The sequence below is a fragment of the Pseudomonas sp. MS01C9 genome, from assembly GCF_058202755.1.
On sequence record NZ_CM177073.1, the window covers coordinates 4,984,228 to 5,003,500 of the forward strand.

Below are 19,273 nucleotides of genomic sequence, written 5' to 3' on the forward strand. Positions count from 1 at the left end.
ACGAATCAGCGATCGGGTTTGGTAGCCCGTCTTCCACATGGCGTATAGCGTTACCTTGTGCATGCCTTTTGGCTTGTCTGATGGTGGCCATGCGCAGGGCGTCTTCGGGCGCGCCGGTTTTCCATGTGGGCCGGTCTACCAACCTTCGTATGGCCGCCACCCTTTGTTTGGTAGCAAGGGTGATGGCTCCTTATGAGCACACATGGAGCGTTATCTTATGTTTAAAGTTACCCCCAACCCGCCAGACACCGATCCCGACCCAACCGCCTTCGACAAAGCCGCCAAACGCGCCCTCGATTTCTACCTCAAGCCCGACCCCGAAACCGACCCACCCCCAGGCCAACTCTTCACCGTGGTAAACGGCATCGACACCGAATGCCTGCTCGCCAACCTCAGCGAAACCCTGGCCTCGGCCGATGCCATGATCAGCGATCTGGCCTTCGAACTGGAAGGTTCGCGCCGGCATGTGGCGTTGGGCATCCAGCAGTTGATCGAACTGGGCGGGTTGCTGGCGAACCGGGCGCTGGACAACGGCAACCTGCGCTGATCGACCGTCCCACCCGTGGCGAGGGAGCTTGCTCCCGCCGGGGTGCGAAGCAGCCCCTTCGGTGGGGCGGTCGCTGCGCAACCGAGCGGGAGCAGGCAGCCATGAAACCAGCTCGCCGCTCGTCTTAAACCTGCTCTCACCTGTCAGTACTGACAGTAGCCAGCCCTTACACATCGGCGCTCTCATATCTCCACGCCTTGACGCGTCACTTATGAGGACTCCGACCATGCCCCCGCCATCGACACCCGCCGACCAGACTGTCCTTCTGGAGAAACCCGACCTGCCGCGCGCCACTCGCCCTGTGGTGGGGGGCGATTTCGGGGTGCCCAAGCATATCTATGACCAGGAGCCCGCGGGCTGCAAGGTCGCGGTGTTGCCTTATACAAACCAGACAGGCGGGGAGAACGTCTCGATCAACCTCAATGGCGAGACGAACATCGACAACCGGAACACGCTGGGCACCGACGACACGGTGGAGCTGTACATTCCTCATGGAAAACTATTGGCCAACGCAGTCAATCGACTGACCTACACCATAAGGCGTCTCAGCGGTGTCGTTGAAACCTCCGATCCTCCTGCAGAGATCCTCTACAACGAGTTCCGGCCAGGCCTTTTCGATCGCACGCCTGGCGATGGTGCGCATTCCGAGCTGGAGTTGATCCTGCCGGATGAAATCAAGAACGGAGTAGGGCCGGGCAGCTACCCCTATTGCCGGGCACATGACCGTATCTGGCTCAACTGCAACGGCAAGCCCAAATACCATACGGTGCCTGATACCGAGGCCCCATCGCCGCCGGACCCCGGCTCGCCGACACCCACCACGATCTGCTTCGATGTCACCAGCGCCGACCTGGGCGATGACCATGCCCAGTTCATGTTCTCCTTCACGGTCACCGACCAGTTGGGCAACTCGCCGGATCTCAACTCGCCCTGGTCCGCTGTGCAGACGGTTGACGTAGACCAGGCCGGTCTTCGACTGCCGGTGCCGATCCCGCGGGAAATCGCCAGCGACACGGCTGACGACCCCGGGATCATCGATCTCGAGAAACTGGGTACGAACCCGCTGCTGTTGATCATCTTGACCAGCGACCCTCGTTTCCTGCCGGGAGATACGATCGAGGCGACCTACGTCGCGAAAGTGGCAGGCCAGCCGGAGGTCACCCACAGCGAGACGGGAACGGTCGAAACCGATGGTTTTGGGCAGAAACAGGCCTGTGTGCTGGAGATTCCCAACGACAAGGTTATTTCGGGCAGTACGGTGCAGGCGTCTTACAAACTGTTCAGGGGCACGACGCTGATAGGCTCCTCAAAAACGGCTCATGCGAGCGTGATCGGAGCGGCGCAGAACCTGTTGCCTCCTTCGGTGAAAGAGGCCAATGGCGCCATCCTGAACCCGGTCCAGGCCAAGGACGCGCTCCACATCGTTGTGCCGGCCAACGCCGCGCTGCTGCCCGACGACAAACTCAAAGTCACCTGGACCGGTGCAGCGGGCACGCCGGCAGGTGGTTCACACACCTCGGGGGAGTGGCCGGTCAGGGATGGCTGGGACGTTCCGATTCCCAACAGCGTGGTGGCGTTCAACCTGGGCAAGTCGGTGACGGTGACCTACACGGTGATCCAGAACGGCGTGGAGTCGCCGCCGTCGGATGCGTTTGTGCTGAATGTGCAGGCGATGCCTGTGGCGAGCCTGACGATACCGTTGATTCCGGAGGCGGCGCAGGGAGGGCTGGGGACTGAATTGGATTTGAGTAAGTTTACCGGGAATGCACGCGTCACTGTCGCGCCATGGCCGTTGATTGCGGCGGGTCAGCGGGTTTGGCTGAGTTGCGAGGGGATCGCCAGTGATGGTTCGAATTACACGATTCCGTTGTACTCCGACTCAGAGGTCGGCTCGGGCCAGGTGACTGCTGGGCTTTCCACACCGCTGTTACGGAGCGAGTTGGAGAAGCTGCGCGATGGTTCTGAGTTGAGGGTTGTGCTGAAAGTCACTTTCGATCGCACTTCGAGTCAAGCCAATGCGGTCGGCTTTCCACTGCGAACTTATAGAGTAGCCAGGGCCAATCCACTGATCGTGGATCCTACGCCCATGCGGTTGGACGGCATCAAAATTTTTCAATCGTATGGTCTGGCACAGCGTGAGGTTCCCAACAATACAGGTACTCGTATGCCCACCGGTGGGATTCCTCCCTACAGTTATACTTCGCTCGATCCAGAAACGGCATCTGTGTCCGAGGCGGGCAAGGTCGCCGGCCTGCGTAATGGTGTGACAACAATTGTGATTGAAGACTCCGCAGGGGCTGAGGTGCGTTATGAGGTGATGGTCGAGAATATAGTCCGGCTGTTGATACGTATTGTAGAGCCCACAACTCCTGCGGATGTGCACGCATGGGCACGCGAAGTCGGATGGGCACTCACCAAGGATTCACATGAGTACATATTGGCTCTTGCTCAGAATTTTGAAACTCTTGAAGGACTGCTTGAAATGGCAACTGGACCGAACACTCCGGAGAGGCTATTTACGGGGCTCGCATATATATGGGAAAGCCCATCAGGCCAACCCAGAATTTCTGCTTATGTTTGGCATTTAAATAGATTTGGCGCTCTGAGCTTCGGCGAGGACCGTAATAATCAGTTGTATCCCCGTATGTTGGCATTTGAACCGATCAATCAGGAAAAAGGGGACGCATTTATTTACTAGAAGTACAGCCTGTTAAAGCGAGGAAACTCGCTTTAACAGGCCCGAGCTTGCCGAAACTGCGTCTCACCTCATCCTTCAGCCTCCGGCTACGTCGCCTTGCGCCATGGCCTACAACTGCGCCAGAATCCGCCGGCTTGTGCGCCTGGGAGGCGGGCTCTATCGTTTGCGGGTCGCTGACGAATCAGCGATCGGGTTTAGCAGCTCGCACCATCAAGGCACGCCAGTGTCGCCATTGAACAGTCGGCCCTTTTCGGCTGGTCAGCATCATGGCGGCTATGCGTGGGGCACTTCGGTGCGCCGGGTTCCTTGATGCCTGGTCTGCTAACCCGCGTACAGCCGCCACCTATATTCGTTTAGCAGCGATGGATGACGGCTCCACTCATCAAGGAGCTTCACCATGTTCAAACCAACCCCCAATCCGCCAGACGCCGATCCCGACCCAACCGCCTTCGACAAAGCCGCCAAACGCGCCCTCGATTTCTACCTCAAGCCCGACCCCGAAACCGACCCACCCCCAGGCCAACTCTTCACCGTGGTAAACGGCATCGACACCGAATGCCTGCTCGCCAACCTCAGCGAAACCCTGGCTTCGGCCGATGCCATGATCAGCGACCTGGCCTTCGAACTGGAAGGTTCGCGTCGGCATGTGGCGTTGGGCATCCAGCAGTTGATCGAGCTGGGTGGGTTGCTGGCGAACCGGGCGTTGGATAACGGCGACCTGCGTTAATCGGTCCATCTTATCCGTGGCGAGGAAACCCGCTCCCTCGCCACGAAGGTCATCCCTCCACCTGTCAATCCTGACAGTAGACGCTCCCACCCCGGCGCGTCTTAATGATCGCTCCTTCCCTTCGCCTCTACTGTTTTATTGGCAGCCCCTCAAAGATCGAGGTGTTTCCCATGGAAAAGCGATTCCCCCGGCGTTATTCGCCCAGCAGCACGCCTTCGGCCGACACTCTCGACCCGCCCTGGTTTCCAGGCTGGACGCTTTTGGTGCAGGACTACGATGCCGGTATTCCGGCCAGGCTGGTGGAAGGGGGGCTGCTCTGTATCGTCGAACCCTGGACCAACATGGAGGTCGGTGACGACTTCAAACTCTACTGGAGCGATGGCTCCGCCCCTGTCTGGAGCACCGTCGTCGACCAGAACCAGAAAAACCAGCGACTGGCTTTCCGGGTCGATGAAGGGCATATCGTCGAAGGCGACGCTTTTCCGGTGTTCTACAGTGTGCTGCGGTCAAGCTCGACGCAACCGGTCGTGTCGCAGCCGCAGTGGAACTTGCTGGTCAAGCTCGACCCACCCGGTGGCTTCGATCCGGACCAAGGCACCCCTGGCCATTCGGGCCTGAAGTATTCGATTCCCCAGGACATTCTCGACAACGGGGTTGGCCCCGACGAGGCCGCAGCCGGTGTGCCGATCACCATCAAGCCATACAAGAACATGCGTCGCAGAGACGAGATCAACGTGGCCTGGGGCACCGAGAATGTCTATCACACGGTGGCCGAGGATGAGGAAAACCAAGAGATCACTATCACCATCCCCCTGGAGGTGATCGAGCGAGCCGAGGACAGCGATGCCCTGGCCGTGGCCTATCAGGTGGTGGATGAGTGCGGCAATTACCCGGGGGGGTATTGGCGCTGGTCCGCGGTGACCCATGTGCTGGTGGATGTGAACAACAATCGCCTCGATCCGCCGCTGGTGCTGGTCGATGGCTTTCCGGTGGAGGAGGTCGACCTCGCCGAACTGGCCGGCAATCCGGTCACCGTACGTGTCACCGCCAACCGCTACGAACACGCCGTGGGTGACCTTTTGCGCCTGACCTGGCGTGGCACGGCTGCTGATAGCTCCCCGGTGATCGTCGGCCCGCTGGAGCACACGGTTCAAACCATTCCCTACTACTACGACTTCACCATCCCCCATGATGATGTCGCGGCGATCGCCAGGGGACGGGCCTCGGTAAGTTACCTAAGGATCCGCAGTGGCGAGAAGGATCTCCCATCGAAAAGCACCTCCGTGACCGTGATCGGCGATGCCCGTCAATACCTGGCCCCGGAGATTGTGGAAGCGGTGGGCGGAACGCTGGATCCGGACCTCAGCTTCTACACCCTGTCCGTTCCTTACTACCCAGGCCGAACCGCCGGCGACGAGATCATTATCATCTGTGACGGTCGCACCTCCACCACGCTGCCGACCTACCATGAAGTGACCGCCATCGTCGGTGGAGAGCCGGTCGGCGCGCCGGTGCTGGCGAACCTCGCCAAAGAGCAGGTCAAGCGGCTCGATGGCGGCTCGCTCACCGTGTACTACAGCGTGAACGGCCAACCCGAATCGGAGCATCTGGTGTTGAGCGTGGGGGTCGCCGCGCCGTCGCTGCCTATCCCGACTGTGGTGGAAGCGCCCAACGACGTATTGAACCCGGACGACGTCAATCCGCTGATTGGCGTGAACGTTCACGCGACCCATACCGCGACGATTCCCGAAGATATCGTCGTGCTGCGCTGGCGCGGTTCGTCGAGCAATGCCCCGGACCAGTCCAGAACCTTGACTGGCAACACAGCGGGCAAGCTGGTGCCGTTTACCGTGCCGTTCCGGTACGTGACCGAAAACCTCAATGGCACGGTAGACGTGAGCTACTCCATCACCCGTGGCACGAGCTTGCTGGGCAATTCCATTGTCAGGCACCTGACGGTGGGTTCGGTCCTGGACCTGAAGGCACCTTCGGTGGAAGAAGCCAACGGCGCCATCCTGAACCCGGTCAATGCCAAGGACAAGTTGACCGTCGTCGTGCCAGCCAATGCCGCGCTGCTGCCCGAGGACAAACTCAAAGTCACCTGGACCGGCGCACCGGGCACGCCGGCCGGGGGGTCGTACACCTCGGAGGAATGGCCGGTCAGGGATGGCTGGGACGTTCCGATGACCAACAGCGTGGTGGCGTTCAACCTGGGCAAGTCGGTGACGGTGACTTACACGGTAATCCAGAACGGCGTGGAGTCGCCGCCGTCGGATGCGTTTGTGCTGAATGTGCAGGCGATGCCTGTGGCGAGCCTGACGATACCGTTGATTCCGGAGGCGGCGCAGGGAGGGCTGGGGACTGAATTGGATTTGAGTAAGTTTACCGGGAATGCACGCGTCACTGTCGCGCCATGGCCGTTGATTGCGGCGGGCCAGCGGGTCTGGATGAGTTGCGAGGGGATTGCCAAGGATGGTTCGCATTACACGATTGCGCTGTATACCAACTCAGAGGTCAGCTCGGGCCAGGTGACTGCTGGGCTTTCCACATCGCTATCACGGAGTGAGTTGGAGAAGCTGCGCGATGGTTCTGAGCTCAAGGTAGTGCTTGAGGTCACTTTCGATCGCACTTCGAACCAAGCTAATGCGGTTAGTTTTCCGCTGCGAACCTACCGCCTGCTTATCAGCCCTCCTCTTACTGTGGATCCCTCACTAATGATATTGGATGGTCTATCAGTGCGAGCCAACGTCAACTGGACCCAAAAGCCGAATCCATCCGACTCGCCTGGAAATACTCAACAACGAACGGCCTCCAACGGCGTTCCCCCTTATCTCTACCGGTCAATGAATACGAGAGTTGCCTCGGTCACCCAACAAGGCATTGTGACGGGCGAGGGGAATGGAGAAACTGTGATTGAGGTCACCGATCAGGACGGGGCGACGGCACGATTCAGCGTGCGCGTTTCAAATGTAATGGAGTTACTGCTGAATGATTCGCTCATGTCAGCCAGTAGCGCCGATGTGTGGCGCGAATCACAAGGAGGCATCGAATTTACCTCAGCTCATCTCACCGACCTGAGAAGGCGATATACCGATGAGGACACATGGCTTCCCTTTATAGAGGACACTATGTTGATCAGAAACCGTTGGACTTGTACTCCCAGACCCTTACCACCCGTAGCCTGGGCAAGTTTTATCGCCGATCTAGGTACCACCATACAAATAAAGAGCAAAACAGATTCCGTGCCAACTGTTTGGCGGGCGGCTTGGTGTGTGCGCCCTTTAAATGTATAGACGTAATGCTGCTCAGGTTCCCAAAAAGTCATTGAGGTAAAGAGGACGATGTAAAAGGGGCGCAAATATTTATCAGCAAGACATTGTTGATTACCCGGACCCTGTATAACAGCGGCCTGCGCCCCCTTCGTCACGAGTGCGGTGATCTATCTTCCTGTACAGGCCCGAGCTTACCGAACCTGCGCCCCACGCCATCCTTCAGCCTTCGACTCCACCGCCTTGCGCCATTGCCTACAACTGCGCCAGAATTCGCCGGCTTGTGCGCTTGTGGGCCGGGCTTTATCGTTTCCAGGTCGCTGAGACTCAGCGATCGGGTTTGGTAGCCCGGTTAGACTTTGGCGCATAGCCCCCTCTGATATAGGCTTTTTCCGCCTGTATTGCTATGGCGGTCATGCGCAGGGCGCCTTCGGGCGCGCCGGTTCTCCAAGTCACCGGTCTACCAACCCGCGTATGGCCGCCACCCTCGTTTGGTAGCGAGAGTGATGGCTTCAATATTTCGATTTGGAGCTTCACCATGTTCAAACCAACCCCCAATCCGCCAGACACCGATCCCGACCCAACCGCCTTCGACAAAGCCGCCAAACGCACCCTCGATTTCTATCTCAAGCCCGAGCCCGACACCGGTCCGCCTCCAGGCCAGCTCTTCACCGTGGTGAACGGCATCGACACCGAATGCCTGCTCGCCAACCTCAGCGAAACCCTGGCCTCGGCCGATGCCATGATCAGCGACCTGGCCTTCGAACTGGAAGGTTCGCGTCGGCATGTGGCGTTGGGCATCCAGCAGTTGATCGAGCTGGGTGGGTTGCTGGCGAACCGGGCCCTGGATAACGTCGATCCGCGCTAGCTGGCCCAACACAATCCTGTGGCGAGGGGATTTATCCCCGCTGGGCTGCGAAGCAGCCCCCCGATTCTGTCTGGCATACCGAGTTGCCAGATTTTAGGGCCGCTTTGCGCCCCAGCGGGGATAAATCCCCTCGCCACAAGGGGACCTGTGACACCAATCCCCGCTTTACTGAATATTCGGATCTCCATATATTCGTCCTTCGCCTACCCAAAACTTTTTTCGTCATGCCCAATCCCCATAATCCCGTCGATGTCTTCAAGGCATTGGCCGACGACACCCGCTCTCGCATCGCGCTGTTGGTGGCCCGTGAAGGCGAGTTGTGTGTCTGTGAACTCACCGCCGCCCTGGACCAGAGCCAGCCGAAGATCTCTCGACACCTGGCGCAGCTGCGTCACGCCGGCCTGCTCAGCGACCGGCGGCAAGGGCAGTGGGTCTATTACCGGCTGCACCCGCAATTGCCATCCTGGGTGGGTACGCTGCTGGAACAGGCATTGGCGGCCAACGCCCAGTGGCTGGCGGCGGATGTGCAACGCTTGACCGCGATGGTCGACCGTCCCGTGCGCTGCTGCTGATCATTCCTCCATTTTTTTCTCAAGGCGATTGTGCATGCTCGTTGCGTCGTTGATTTTCCTGCTGACCATTACGCTGGTGATCTGGCAACCCAAGGGCCTGGGCGTCGGTTGGAGTGCCACCCTCGGTGCCGTTCTGGCCCTGTTGAGCGGCGTGGTGCAGGTCGGTGACATTGCCCTGGTGTGGCAGATCATCTGGAATGCCACCGGCACGTTCGTCGCGCTGATCATCATCAGCCTGTTGCTGGACGAAGCGGGTTTCTTCGCTTGGGCGGCGCTGCACGTGGCCCGGTGGGGGCGGGGCAGCGGACGCAAGCTGTTTGCCTTCATGGTGCTGCTGGGGGCACTGGTGTCGGCGTTGTTCGCCAATGACGGCGCGGCGCTGATCCTCACGCCGATCGTGATTTCCATGCTGCTGGCCTTGCGCTTTTCCCCGGCGGCGACCCTGGCCTTCGTGATGGGCGCGGGTTTCATTGCCGACACGGCGAGCCTGCCGCTGGTGGTGTCGAACCTGGTGAACATCGTGTCGGCGGACTTCTTCGGCATTGGCTTCAATCGCTACGCGTCGGTGATGGTGCCGGTGAACCTGGTGGCCGTGGCGGCCAGTCTGGCGATCCTGCTGTGGTTCTTCCGTCGCGATATCCCTCGCGACTACGATCCGCAGCAACTGGCGGATCCGGCCAGCGCCATCCACGACACGGCCACCTTCTACGCCGGCTGGGTGGTGCTGGCGATCCTGTTGCTGGGCTGCTTCGCCCTGGAGCCGCTGGGCATTCCCATCAGCGCGATCTCGGCCGTCTGCGCCGCGTTGCTGCTGGCCGTGGCGGCCCGGGGTCACAAGATTTCCACCCGCAAGGCCATGAAAGAAGCGCCCTGGCAGATCGTGATCTTTTCCCTGGGCATGTACCTGGTGGTCTATGGGCTGCGCAATGCCGGCCTGACCGATTACCTGGCTCGCTGGCTCGACGTTTTCGCCGGCTATGGGGTGTGGGGTGCGGCCATGGGCACCGGGTTGCTGACGGCCTTGCTCTCGTCGGTGATGAACAACCTGCCGACGGTACTGGTCGGCGCCTTGTCCATCGACGCCAGCCAGGCCAGCGGGGTGGTGAAGGAGGCGATGGTCTATGCCAACGTCATCGGCAGCGACCTGGGGCCGAAAATCACGCCGATCGGCAGCCTGGCCACTTTGCTCTGGTTGCATGTGCTGGCGCGCAAGGACATCCGCATCGGCTGGGGCTATTACTTCAAGGTCGGGATCGTGCTGACCGTGCCGGTGTTGCTGGTGACGTTGGCGGCGCTGGCGGTGCGGTTGTCCATTTAGACCGAGGTGGCTTTATCGCGAGCAAGCTCGCTCCCACACTGACCGCCGCGCCTGCCATTTCAAGGGAGAACAGAGACACCATGTGGGAGCGAGCTTGCTCGCGATGAGGTCCTGACAGGCAGCACAAGGCTCAGCCATTGCCCGGCACATCCGGCCAGCGATCCGCCACCAGGAACAGCCGTTCGGCTTCTTCCCACTCACCCTTGGCATTTTCCGTCAGGCGCACCATCAGTTGCGCCGGCGCCATGGGGTCCAGGGCCAGTCGCCAGGCTTCAAGCTGCCCGGTGGTCCAGGTCTGGTCCGCCGGGTAATGGGCCGGGGCCAGCCAGGCGGCCCGGGGCAGGGGTTGCCAGCGGCCCGGTGGGCGCTGGGCGACGAACGCCGGCCAGTCGCGCTGATGCAACCAACTGCCGCGCAAATGCCTGGGGTGCGCTCCGGCGGGCGGTTCGGCGTGGCCGGGCCAGGGATAAAGCAGGTAGCCCCCCAGCCAGAGTTCGGAGCGGAACGACTCGATGCCCGCGGCGTCGATGCCCAGTGTCGCCAGGGCTTCGCGGCTTTCCGGGCGCGCCGAGATGGGTAACTGGTGTTCGCGCAGGTGGGCCAGTTTGCGGTCGAGCCGGTCATGGCTGCCCGGGCCCAGCCACCGAGCGGTGTCTTGCCCGTTGCCGTCCTGGGGGCCGAGGTAGAGCTTGATCGCCAGTTCCAGGTGATGGATGCCTTCGCCGTCGCGCAGCAGCAGGTCCAGCTCGCCCAGGGTATGGCCCTGGTGGCGGATCGGCAGGTTCGCGGCGACCAGCTCGATGCCCGGCGCGTGTTGCACGGCAAACTGCCACAGCCTTTCGTAGTACAGGCCCAGGCGCCGGGTCCGGCCCTGGGACAGGCAATGCAGCAGGGGATAGCTGTCGCGGTCCAGTTGCTGCAACCAGTGTTCCAGCCGGTGGGGCTGCTGCACCCAGTCGCTGCCCGACAGGGGATGGCGCTGGGGCCAGGGGGTGTCGATGAGCATCGGCGGGGCGAGTATCGCCCACGCCAGGTCCCGCACTTCGGGATGGCGCAAGCGGCGGGGCAGGTCCAGCAGTTCGGGAAACAGGATCATTTTGCGAGCATAGCCGCTATATGGCCAAGACTGTTCGTTTCGGGAAAACCCAGGGCCCATGGCGAGGGCAAGCCTCGAATGAAGGGCCTTGCGCGATGGTGAAGGCTTAAAGAATTTTGTCTATGGGCCGCTTTCGCCCATAATCGGGTTTTTCGCCCGTCGCAGACCCTCGCAGGAGCCCCATGGAGCAATTTCGCAATATCGGCATCATCGGTCGCCTGGGCAGTTCGCAGGTGCTGGACACCGTCCGCCGCCTCAAGCGTTTCCTCCTGGAGCGGCACCTGCATGTGATTCTCGAAGATACCATCGCCGAAGTCCTGCCGGGCCATGGCCTGCAGACGTCGTCGCGCAAGATGCTGGGCGAAGTCTGCGACATGGTGATCGTGGTGGGCGGCGACGGCAGCCTGCTGGGGGCCGCGCGGGCCCTGGCGCGGCACAATATCCCGGTGCTGGGGATCAACCGGGGCAGCCTGGGGTTTCTCACCGACATCCGCCCGGACGAGCTGGAAACCAAGGTCGCCGAAGTACTGGACGGCCACTACCTGGTGGAAAACCGCTTCCTGCTGCAGGCCGAGGTGCGCCGTCACGCCGAGGCCATCGGCCAGGGCGACGCCCTCAACGACGTGGTGCTGCACCCGGGCAAATCCACGCGCATGATCGAGTTCGAGCTGTACATCGACGGCCAGTTCGTCTGCAGCCAGAAGGCCGACGGCCTGATCGTCGCCACGCCCACGGGCTCCACGGCCTACGCGCTGTCCGCCGGTGGCCCGATCATGCATCCCAAGCTCGACGCTATTGTGATTGTGCCCATGTACCCCCATACCTTGTCTGGGCGACCCATCGTGGTCGATGGCAACAGTGAACTGAAAATCGTCGTGTCCAAGGATATGCAGATCTACCCACAAGTGTCCTGTGACGGTCAGAACCACTTCACCTGCGCGCCGGGTGACACCATCACCGTCAGCAAGAAGGCGCAGAAGCTGCGCCTGATCCATCCGCTGGATCACAATTACTACGAAGTCTGCCGGACCAAGCTCGGCTGGGGCAGCCGGCTGGGAGGAAGGGGCGACTGATGCTCGATCCTGCGCGAAGTTACGACCTGATCGGTGACGTGCACGGATGCGCCCTGACCCTGGAACACCTGCTTGACCGGCTCGGTTACCACAAGCAGGGCGGGGTCTGGCGGCATCCGTCGCGCATGGCCGTGTTCCTGGGCGACATCATCGACCGTGGCCCGCGGATCCGCGAGGCGCTGCACATCGTCCACGACATGGTGGAGGCCGGCCAGGCGCTGTGCATCATGGGCAACCACGAGTTCAATGCCCTGGGCTGGAGCACTCCGGCACTGCCCGGCAGTGGCCAGCGCTATGTTCGCGAACACACGCCGCGCCATGCCCGGTTGCTCAACGAGACCCTGACCCAGTTCGAACATCACCCCGGCGACTGGCACGATTTCCTGGCCTGGTTCTACGAGCTGCCGTTGTTTGTCGATGCCGGTCGTTTCCGGGTGGTGCATGCCTGTTGGGACGCCAGCCTGATCGAGCCGCTGCGGGGCCTGTTCCCGGACGGTTGCATCGACGAGCATTTCCTCCAGGCCTCGGCGCAGTCCGGCAGTTTCGCCTGCACGGTGTTCGACCGCCTGTTGCGGGGTACCGACATGCGCCTGCCCCATGGCATGACCCTGACCGGTGGCGATGGCCTGACCCGTTCGTTCTTTCGTACCAAGTTCTGGGAGGACGACCCGCAGACCTACGGCGATATCGTCTTCCAGCCCGACGCCTTGCCCGAACCGGTGGCGCGCAGGCCCCTGTCTCCCGATGAAAAGAACAACCTGCTGCGTTACGGCATCGATCAACCGCTGCTGTTCGTCGGCCATTACTGGCGCAGCGGCAAACCCGCGCCGATCCGCCCGAACCTGGCGTGCCTGGACTACAGCGCCGTGCTCTACGGCAAGCTGGCCGCCTATCGCCTGGACCAGGAAACCCGACTGGACCCGCACAAATTCGTCTGGGTCGATGTGGAACGACCGGAGGTGGTGAAGTGACCGCTGTCGCTGTGTTGCGTTTACCCCTGGCCCAGGACCTGAGCGGTTTCGTCAAGTTGCTGCAACGCATGCAGGTGCCTCACCGCGTCAGCGAAGAGGCGGGCGAGCAGGTGCTCTGGGTGCCGGACGAAATCAGCGAAGACGTGCGCTCCCTGTACGAACGCTTTCCGGCGGGCGACCCCGAGCACCAGCTGGCGCTGCCTGCCAGCGGCACCCCCCCACGGCGGACGGGTTTCGTCGAGCAATTGACCCGCAGTCCGATCACGGCCCTGGTGTTGCTGCTGAGCCTGATCGTCGCGGCGGTGACCCTGCTGGGGGAAAATCTCGAGACGCTGCGCTGGCTGACCTTCCTGGAGTTTCGCGTCGTCGGCGACTACATCCATTTCACCCCCCTGGCCGACAGCCTGGCGGCGGGGCAGTGGTGGCGCCTGGTGACGCCGATGCTGATCCACTTCGGTTTCCTGCACATTGCCATGAATGGCATGTGGTACTGGGAACTGGGCCGCCGGATCGAAGCGCGCCAGGGCGGCATCAACCTGCTGGGGCTGACGCTGCTGTTCAGCCTCGTATCCAATTTCGCCCAGTATTTGTTCAGCGGGCCGACCCTGTTCGGTGGGTTGTCCGGGGTGCTGTACGGCTTGCTGGGGCATTGCTGGATCTATCAACTGCTGGCGCCAAACCCCACCTATCACTTGCCCCGTGGGGTGCTGGTGATGATGCTGGTGTGGCTGCTGCTGTGCCTGTCCGGGCTGGTTTCGCTGATCGGCTTCGGCGACATCGCCAACGCGGCCCACGTCGGCGGGCTGCTCGTCGGTTGCTTCACAGGGCTGTTGGGTGGGCTGTTCGCTCGCCGTAAAATGGCCCCCTGACCGGCGCCTGTGCCTCTTGAATATGCGCGATAGCGCGGAGAACCTATGTCTTCGTTCAACGAAATGATCAAAAACATCACCCCCGACATCTATCGCAGCCTGAAACTGGCGGTGGAGATCGGTAAATGGGCCGACGGCAACAAGCTCACCGCCGAACAGCGCGAGCTGTCGTTGCAGGCCATGATCGCCTGGGAAATCCAGAACCTGCCCGAGGAAGAGCGCACCGGCTACATGGGCCCGCAGGAGTGCCAGTCGAAGGCGCACGAAGTGCCGAACATCCTGTTCAAGTCGGATGCCATCCATTGATCGAGATTGGCCGCGGTGCAATCAGCAAGATGTCGGCGCGCCTGGACGGGCCGACCGTTCAATATGCCTTTCGCCTGGGCGATGTCGAGGTGCCGGTCAACCCGCTGATCGGCAGCACGGTGCGCCTGGAGTTTCTCGGTGCGATCCATTGCACCCACTGCGGGCGCCGCACCAAGACCAGCTTCAGCCAGGGCTACTGCTACCCCTGCATGACCAGGCTGGCGCAATGCGATATCTGCATCATGAGCCCCGAGCGCTGCCATTTCGAGGCTGGGACGTGCCGCGAGCCGGCATGGGGCGAACAGTTCTGCATGACCGATCATGTGGTGTACCTGGCGAACTCCTCGGGCGTGAAGGTCGGGATCACCCGGGCCACGCAACTGCCGACCCGCTGGCTCGACCAGGGCGCCAGCCAGGCGCTGCCGATCCTGCGGGTCGCCACCCGCCAGCAGTCGGGGTTCGTCGAAGACCTGTTCCGCAGCCAGGTGGCGGACAAGACCAACTGGCGCGCCTTGCTCAAGGGCGACGCGGTGGCGGTGGACCTGCCCCGGATCCGCGATTCGCTGTTCGAAAGCTGCGCCCAGGGGCTTCAGGGGCTGCAGGAACGTTTCGGCCTGCAAGCGATCCAGACCATAGCGGACGTCGAACCTGTGGAGATTCGCTATCCGGTGGAGCGATACCCGGCCAAGATCGTCAGTTTCAACCTGGACAAGGACCCGATTGCCGAAGGCACGTTGCTGGGAATCAAGGGCCAGTATCTGATTTTCGATACCGGCGTGATCAATATTCGTAAATACACGGCCTATCAGCTCGCCGTGCATCAGTAGAAGGATTCGACCCATGCGCACCGAACAACCGAAGATGATCTACCTCAAGGACTATCAGGCGCCCGAGTACCTGATCGACGAGACACACCTGACCTTCGAGTTGTTCGAGGACCACAGCCTGGTCCATGCGCAACTGGTCATGCGCCGCAACCCCGAGCGGGGCGCCGGCTTGCCGCCGCTGGTGCTGGACGGCCAACAGCTCGAACTGCTGTCGGTCAAGCTCGACGACAGCGACCTGGGCCCGGGCGACTATCACCTGGACGACAGCCACCTGACCCTGCAGCCCAAGGCCCAGGCGTTCACGGTGGACACCAGCGTGCGCATCCATCCGGAAACCAACACCGCCCTGGAAGGCCTGTACAAGTCCGGCAGCATGTTCTGCACCCAGTGCGAGGCCGAGGGTTTCCGCAAGATCACCTATTACCTCGACCGCCCCGACGTGATGAGCAAGTTCACCACCACCGTGGTGGCCGAGCAGCACAGCTATCCGGTGTTGTTGTCCAACGGCAACCCGATTGCCAGCGGTCCGGGGGAGGACGGCCGGCACTGGGCGACCTGGGAAGATCCGTTCAAGAAACCCGCCTACCTGTTCGCCCTGGTGGCCGGGGACCTGTGGTGCGTCGAAGACACCTTCACCACCATGACCGAGCGCACGGTGGCCTTGCGCATCTATGTCGAGCCGGAAAACATCGACAAATGCCAGCACGCCATGACCAGTCTGAAGAAATCCATGCGCTGGGACGAAGAGGTGTACGGGCGTGAATACGACCTGGACATCTTCATGATTGTCGCGGTCAACGACTTCAACATGGGCGCCATGGAGAACAAGGGCCTCAACATCTTCAACTCCAGCGCCGTGCTGGCCCGCGCCGAAACCGCCACCGACGCTGCGCACCAGCGGGTGGAAGCCATCGTGGCCCACGAATACTTCCACAACTGGTCGGGCAACCGCGTGACCTGCCGCGACTGGTTCCAGCTGTCGCTCAAGGAAGGTTTCACGGTGTTCCGCGATGCCGGGTTCTCCGCCGACATGAACTCGGCCACCGTCAAGCGTATCCAGGACGTGGCTTACCTGCGTACCCACCAGTTCGCCGAAGACGCCGGCCCCATGGCCCACCCGGTGCGCCCGGACAGCTTCATCGAGATTTCCAACTTCTACACCCTGACCGTGTATGAAAAGGGCTCGGAAGTGGTCGGCATGATCCACACCCTGCTGGGGCCGGAGGGCTTTCGCAAGGGCAGCGACCTGTACTTCGAACGCCACGACGGCCAGGCCGTGACCTGCGATGACTTCATCAAGGCCATGGAAGATGCCAACGGCGTCGACCTGACCCAGTTCAAGCGCTGGTACAGCCAGGCCGGTACCCCACGCCTGGCGGTGAGTGAGTCCTACGACGCCACGGCCAGGACCTACAGCCTGACCTTCAGCCAGAGCTGCCCACCCACCCCGGACAAGCAGGAAAAACGGCCATTCGTGATTCCCGTGGAGCTCGGCCTGCTGGACAGCAAGGGCGCCGAAATGCCTCTGCGCCTGGCCGGGGAGGCCGCCGCGGGCGGTACGTCCCGGGTGATCTCGGTGACCGAGGCCGAACAGACTTTCACCTTCGTCGACATCGCGGAAAAACCCCTGCCATCGCTGCTGCGGGGCTTCTCGGCGCCGGTGAAGCTGAGCTTCCCGTACGATCGCGACCAGTTGATGTTCCTGATGCAGCACGACAGCGACGGCTTCAATCGCTGGGATGCCGGCCAGCAACTGTCGGTGCAGGTATTGCAGGAGCTGATCGCCCAACACCAGAAGGGCGAGCGCCTGGCGCTGGACCCACGTCTGGTCAGTGCCCTGCGCACGGTGCTGTCGGACGAATCCCTGGACCAGGCCATGGTCGCGGAAATGCTCTCGCTGCCAAGCGAGGCCTATCTGACGGAAATCAGCGAAGTGGCCGACGTGGAAGCCATCCATGCCGCGCGCGAATTCGCCCGCCAGCAACTGGCCGAGAGCCTGTTCGAAGCCCTGTGGCTGCGCTATGAGGCCAACCGCGACCTGTCGAAGCGCACGCCGTACGTGGCCGAGGCCGAGCATTTCGCCCGCCGCGCGTTGCAGAACATCGCGCTGTCGTACCTGATGCTCACCGACAAGCCCGAAGTGCTCAGCGCCACCCTGGACCAGTTCGACACGGCCGACAACATGACCGAACGCCTCACGGCGCTGGCGGTGCTGGTCAACTCGCCGTACGAGACCGAGAAGGCCAAGGCCCTTGAAGTGTTCGCGGAAAACTTCAAGGGCAACCCGCTGGTGATGGACCAGTGGTTCAGCGTCCAGGCCGGCAGCCCCTTGCCGGGCGGCCTGGCGCGGGTCAAGGCGTTGATGGCGCATCCGGCGTTCAACATCAAGAACCCGAACAAGGTGCGGGCCCTGGTCGGTGCGTTCGCCGGGCAGAACCTGATCAACTTCCACGCCGCCGATGGCTCGGGCTACCGCTTCCTGGCGGACCTGGTGATCCAGCTAAACGGCTTCAACCCGCAGATCGCCTCGCGGCAACTGGCACCGTTGACCCGCTGGCGCAAATACGACAGTGCCCGCCAGACACTGATGAAGGGCGAACTTGAGCGCATTCTGGCGTCCGGCGGGCTGTCGGCCGATGTCTTCGAAGTGGTGAGCAAGAGCCTGGCGTGACGTTGATGCCGCGGTCTGCCTGGCGGACCGCGGTGTTCCCATCGCGAGCAGGCCCGCTCCCACAGTAGCGCTCCAGCGGACACTTATTCCGTGGTCAGTATGGATCCTCTGTGGGAGCGAGCTTGCTCGCGATAACGTCAGCCGTCACCACCAGGCCCCCTCGCTATCACCCCACCGAATACCCCACCATTCAGTCCCCACGCCCAGCCTTCTGGTTAACAAAAGATAACGCGGCGTCGATTGTCAGACCTTTCGAAAGCCCGATAGGATAGGTCAGCTTCCGAAGTGGCTCTAGATTGCAGGTTTCAGGACTATGCTCCAGGACTGCAACAGCACAGAGCCCGCTTACGGCGCCCTGAAAGGTTGAATGACCTAACAATAATAATGGGGGAAAGGTCTATGAGTGAGCCTGTCATGGCAGTGAGCCGTGCACGTCCGACGGTGCTGCGCAGTGTTGCGTTGCTGGCCTCGGCGCTCTCGCTGCTGGGCTCTGCGGTGTTGTCGGCACCGGCGTTGGCCGTTGCGGCCTCGACAACCGATGTCATCTATTCCGTCGAATCGGCCAAGGCCAGCAAAACCCTGATGCTCGATGTGGTCCACGCCGGCCAGCGCCTGGTGGCGGTCGGTGACCGTGGGCACATCGTCTACTCCGACGACCAGGGCAAATCCTGGACCCAGGCCAAGGTTCCGACCCGCCAATTGCTCACTGCCGTGTTTTTCGTCGACGACAAGCGCGGCTGGGCCGTGGGGCACGACGCGCAGATCCTTGCCAGCGAAGACGGCGGCACCACCTGGACCAAGCAATTCGAGGACCTCAACCGCGAGGCGCCACTGCTGGATGTCTGGTTCAAGGACGCCACCAACGGCTTTGCCGTAGGGGCCTACGGCGCGCTGTTGGAGACCACCGACGGCGGCAAGCACTGGGAAGATGCCAGCGACCGCCTCGACAACGAAGACCAGTTTCACCTCAATGCCATCGCCGCCGTGAAAGACGCCGGCCTGTTCATCGTCGGCGAGGCCGGCGCCATGTTCCGCTCCGCCGACTGGGGCCAGACCTGGGAGAAGCTCGAAGGCCCGTACGAAGGTTCGTTGTTCGGTGTCATCGGCACTGCCCAGCCTTCGACATTGCTGGCCTACGGCCTGCGCGGCAACCTCTATCGTTCCACCGATTTCGGCGGCAGCTGGGAGCAGGTGGAGCTCAAGGCCGCTCGCGGCGAGCTGGAGTTCGGCCTGTCAGGGGCGACCTTGCTGCCGGACGGCTCCATCGTGATCGTCGGCAACGGCGGCAGCGTGATACGCAGCACCGATGACGGCGTGACCTTCAGCGTCTTCAATCGGCCCGATCGGATTTCCGTGGCGGCCGTAGCGGCGGCGGGCAATGGCAACCTGATCCTGGCAGGGCAAGGGGGCGTACGCGCCACCACCCCCACCGGCGCCGAACCGGGCAAATGAACCGCGGGC

At 61.9% G+C, this 19,273-nt stretch carries 15 protein-coding genes; 14 read left to right on the forward strand and 1 reads right to left on the reverse strand.

Features of this window, described 5'->3' with window-relative positions:
• Positions 1 to 217 precede the first annotated feature (217 nt).
• The 7 genes from AC1M7R_RS22700 (at position 218) to AC1M7R_RS22730 (ending at position 9,999) form a co-directional block, all read left to right on the forward strand.
• Complete coding sequence (locus AC1M7R_RS22700; protein ID WP_072398894.1) at positions 218 to 547, forward strand: DUF6124 family protein; 330 nt, start codon at positions 218 to 220, stop codon at positions 545 to 547.
• Between the two features lie 226 nt (positions 548 to 773).
• Positions 774 to 3,245: a hypothetical protein gene (locus AC1M7R_RS22705; protein WP_490609933.1), complete on the forward strand. Its 2,472-nt coding sequence runs from the start codon at positions 774 to 776 to the stop codon at positions 3,243 to 3,245.
• 397 nt (positions 3,246 to 3,642) lie between these two features.
• Positions 3,643 to 3,972: a DUF6124 family protein gene (locus AC1M7R_RS22710; RefSeq protein WP_072398896.1), complete on the forward strand. Its 330-nt coding sequence runs from the start codon at positions 3,643 to 3,645 to the stop codon at positions 3,970 to 3,972.
• A 170-nt stretch (positions 3,973 to 4,142) separates the two neighbouring features.
• A complete protein-coding gene (locus AC1M7R_RS22715) occupies positions 4,143 to 7,265 on the forward strand; it encodes an immunoglobulin-like domain-containing protein (protein WP_072398897.1) in 3,123 nt (1,040 codons plus the stop codon).
• Positions 7,266 to 7,779: 514 nt separating this feature from the next.
• Positions 7,780 to 8,109, forward strand: a complete 330-nt coding sequence (locus AC1M7R_RS22720) for a DUF6124 family protein (RefSeq protein WP_440776356.1) — start codon at positions 7,780 to 7,782, stop codon at positions 8,107 to 8,109.
• 224 nt (positions 8,110 to 8,333) lie between these two features.
• Complete coding sequence (locus AC1M7R_RS22725) at positions 8,334 to 8,681, forward strand: metalloregulator ArsR/SmtB family transcription factor (protein WP_072398899.1); 348 nt, start codon at positions 8,334 to 8,336, stop codon at positions 8,679 to 8,681.
• Positions 8,682 to 8,715: 34 nt separating this feature from the next.
• Positions 8,716 to 9,999 carry an arsenic transporter gene (locus tag AC1M7R_RS22730; protein WP_072430530.1) on the forward strand — a complete coding sequence of 428 codons (1,284 nt, stop codon included), beginning with the start codon at positions 8,716 to 8,718 and terminating at the stop codon, positions 9,997 to 9,999.
• A 130-nt stretch (positions 10,000 to 10,129) separates the two neighbouring features.
• Here the strand turns inward: AC1M7R_RS22730 and AC1M7R_RS22735 are convergent, their stop codons facing one another.
• Positions 10,130 to 11,095 carry a DUF1853 family protein gene (locus tag AC1M7R_RS22735; protein WP_072398901.1) on the reverse strand — a complete coding sequence of 322 codons (966 nt, stop codon included), beginning with the start codon at positions 11,093 to 11,095 and terminating at the stop codon, positions 10,130 to 10,132.
• Positions 11,096 to 11,277: 182 nt separating this feature from the next.
• Between AC1M7R_RS22735 and AC1M7R_RS22740 the strand changes: the two genes are divergently transcribed.
• The 7 genes from AC1M7R_RS22740 to AC1M7R_RS22770 all read left to right on the forward strand — a co-directional run bounded on the left by AC1M7R_RS22740 (position 11,278) and on the right by AC1M7R_RS22770 (position 19,264).
• Positions 11,278 to 12,168, forward strand: a complete 891-nt coding sequence (locus AC1M7R_RS22740; protein ID WP_024776985.1) for an NAD(+) kinase — start codon at positions 11,278 to 11,280, stop codon at positions 12,166 to 12,168.
• Positions 12,165 to 13,139 (forward strand): metallophosphoesterase, encoded by a 975-nt coding sequence (locus AC1M7R_RS22745; protein ID WP_176776491.1) that lies wholly within the window; start codon positions 12,165 to 12,167, stop codon positions 13,137 to 13,139. Before AC1M7R_RS22740 ends, AC1M7R_RS22745 begins: the two co-directional genes overlap by 4 nt.
• Entirely contained in the window at positions 13,136 to 14,008 is an 873-nt protein-coding gene (locus tag AC1M7R_RS22750) for a rhomboid family intramembrane serine protease (RefSeq protein ID WP_072459541.1), read from the forward strand. The genes AC1M7R_RS22745 and AC1M7R_RS22750 overlap by 4 nt, the downstream gene beginning before the upstream one ends.
• Before the next feature lie 45 nt (positions 14,009 to 14,053).
• Positions 14,054 to 14,314, forward strand: coding sequence for a YeaC family protein (locus AC1M7R_RS22755; protein ID WP_053153794.1), 261 nt, complete (start codon positions 14,054 to 14,056; stop codon positions 14,312 to 14,314).
• A complete protein-coding gene (locus tag AC1M7R_RS22760; RefSeq protein ID WP_072398904.1) occupies positions 14,311 to 15,141 on the forward strand; it encodes a DUF2797 domain-containing protein in 831 nt (276 codons plus the stop codon). Before AC1M7R_RS22755 ends, AC1M7R_RS22760 begins: the two co-directional genes overlap by 4 nt.
• A 13-nt stretch (positions 15,142 to 15,154) precedes the next feature.
• Positions 15,155 to 17,812, forward strand: a complete 2,658-nt coding sequence (gene pepN / locus AC1M7R_RS22765) for an aminopeptidase N (RefSeq protein ID WP_490609934.1) — start codon at positions 15,155 to 15,157, stop codon at positions 17,810 to 17,812.
• A 399-nt stretch (positions 17,813 to 18,211) separates the two neighbouring features.
• Positions 18,212 to 19,264 carry a WD40/YVTN/BNR-like repeat-containing protein gene (locus AC1M7R_RS22770; RefSeq protein ID WP_072398906.1) on the forward strand — a complete coding sequence of 351 codons (1,053 nt, stop codon included), beginning with the start codon at positions 18,212 to 18,214 and terminating at the stop codon, positions 19,262 to 19,264.
• Positions 19,265 to 19,273 lie beyond the last annotated feature (9 nt).

Bases quoted from the DNA above. Each gene is read 5' to 3' on its own strand.
- AC1M7R_RS22755 (WP_053153794.1), top strand. From the start codon at position 14,054: ATGTCTTCGTTCAACGAAATGATCAAAAACATCACCCCCGACATCTAT.
- AC1M7R_RS22700 (WP_072398894.1), top strand. From the start codon at position 218: ATGTTTAAAGTTACCCCCAACCCGCCAGACACCGATCCCGACCCAACC.
- AC1M7R_RS22735 (WP_072398901.1), bottom strand. From the start codon at position 11,095: ATGATCCTGTTTCCCGAACTGCTGGACCTGCCCCGCCGCTTGCGCCAT.
- AC1M7R_RS22725 (WP_072398899.1), top strand. From the start codon at position 8,334: ATGCCCAATCCCCATAATCCCGTCGATGTCTTCAAGGCATTGGCCGAC.
- AC1M7R_RS22720 (WP_440776356.1), top strand. From the start codon at position 7,780: ATGTTCAAACCAACCCCCAATCCGCCAGACACCGATCCCGACCCAACC.
- AC1M7R_RS22705 (WP_490609933.1), top strand. From the start codon at position 774: ATGCCCCCGCCATCGACACCCGCCGACCAGACTGTCCTTCTGGAGAAA.
- AC1M7R_RS22715 (WP_072398897.1), top strand. From the start codon at position 4,143: ATGGAAAAGCGATTCCCCCGGCGTTATTCGCCCAGCAGCACGCCTTCG.
- AC1M7R_RS22710 (WP_072398896.1), top strand. From the start codon at position 3,643: ATGTTCAAACCAACCCCCAATCCGCCAGACGCCGATCCCGACCCAACC.
- AC1M7R_RS22730 (WP_072430530.1), top strand. From the start codon at position 8,716: ATGCTCGTTGCGTCGTTGATTTTCCTGCTGACCATTACGCTGGTGATC.
- pepN (WP_490609934.1), top strand. From the start codon at position 15,155: ATGCGCACCGAACAACCGAAGATGATCTACCTCAAGGACTATCAGGCG.
- AC1M7R_RS22770 (WP_072398906.1), top strand. From the start codon at position 18,212: ATGAGTGAGCCTGTCATGGCAGTGAGCCGTGCACGTCCGACGGTGCTG.
- AC1M7R_RS22740 (WP_024776985.1), top strand. From the start codon at position 11,278: ATGGAGCAATTTCGCAATATCGGCATCATCGGTCGCCTGGGCAGTTCG.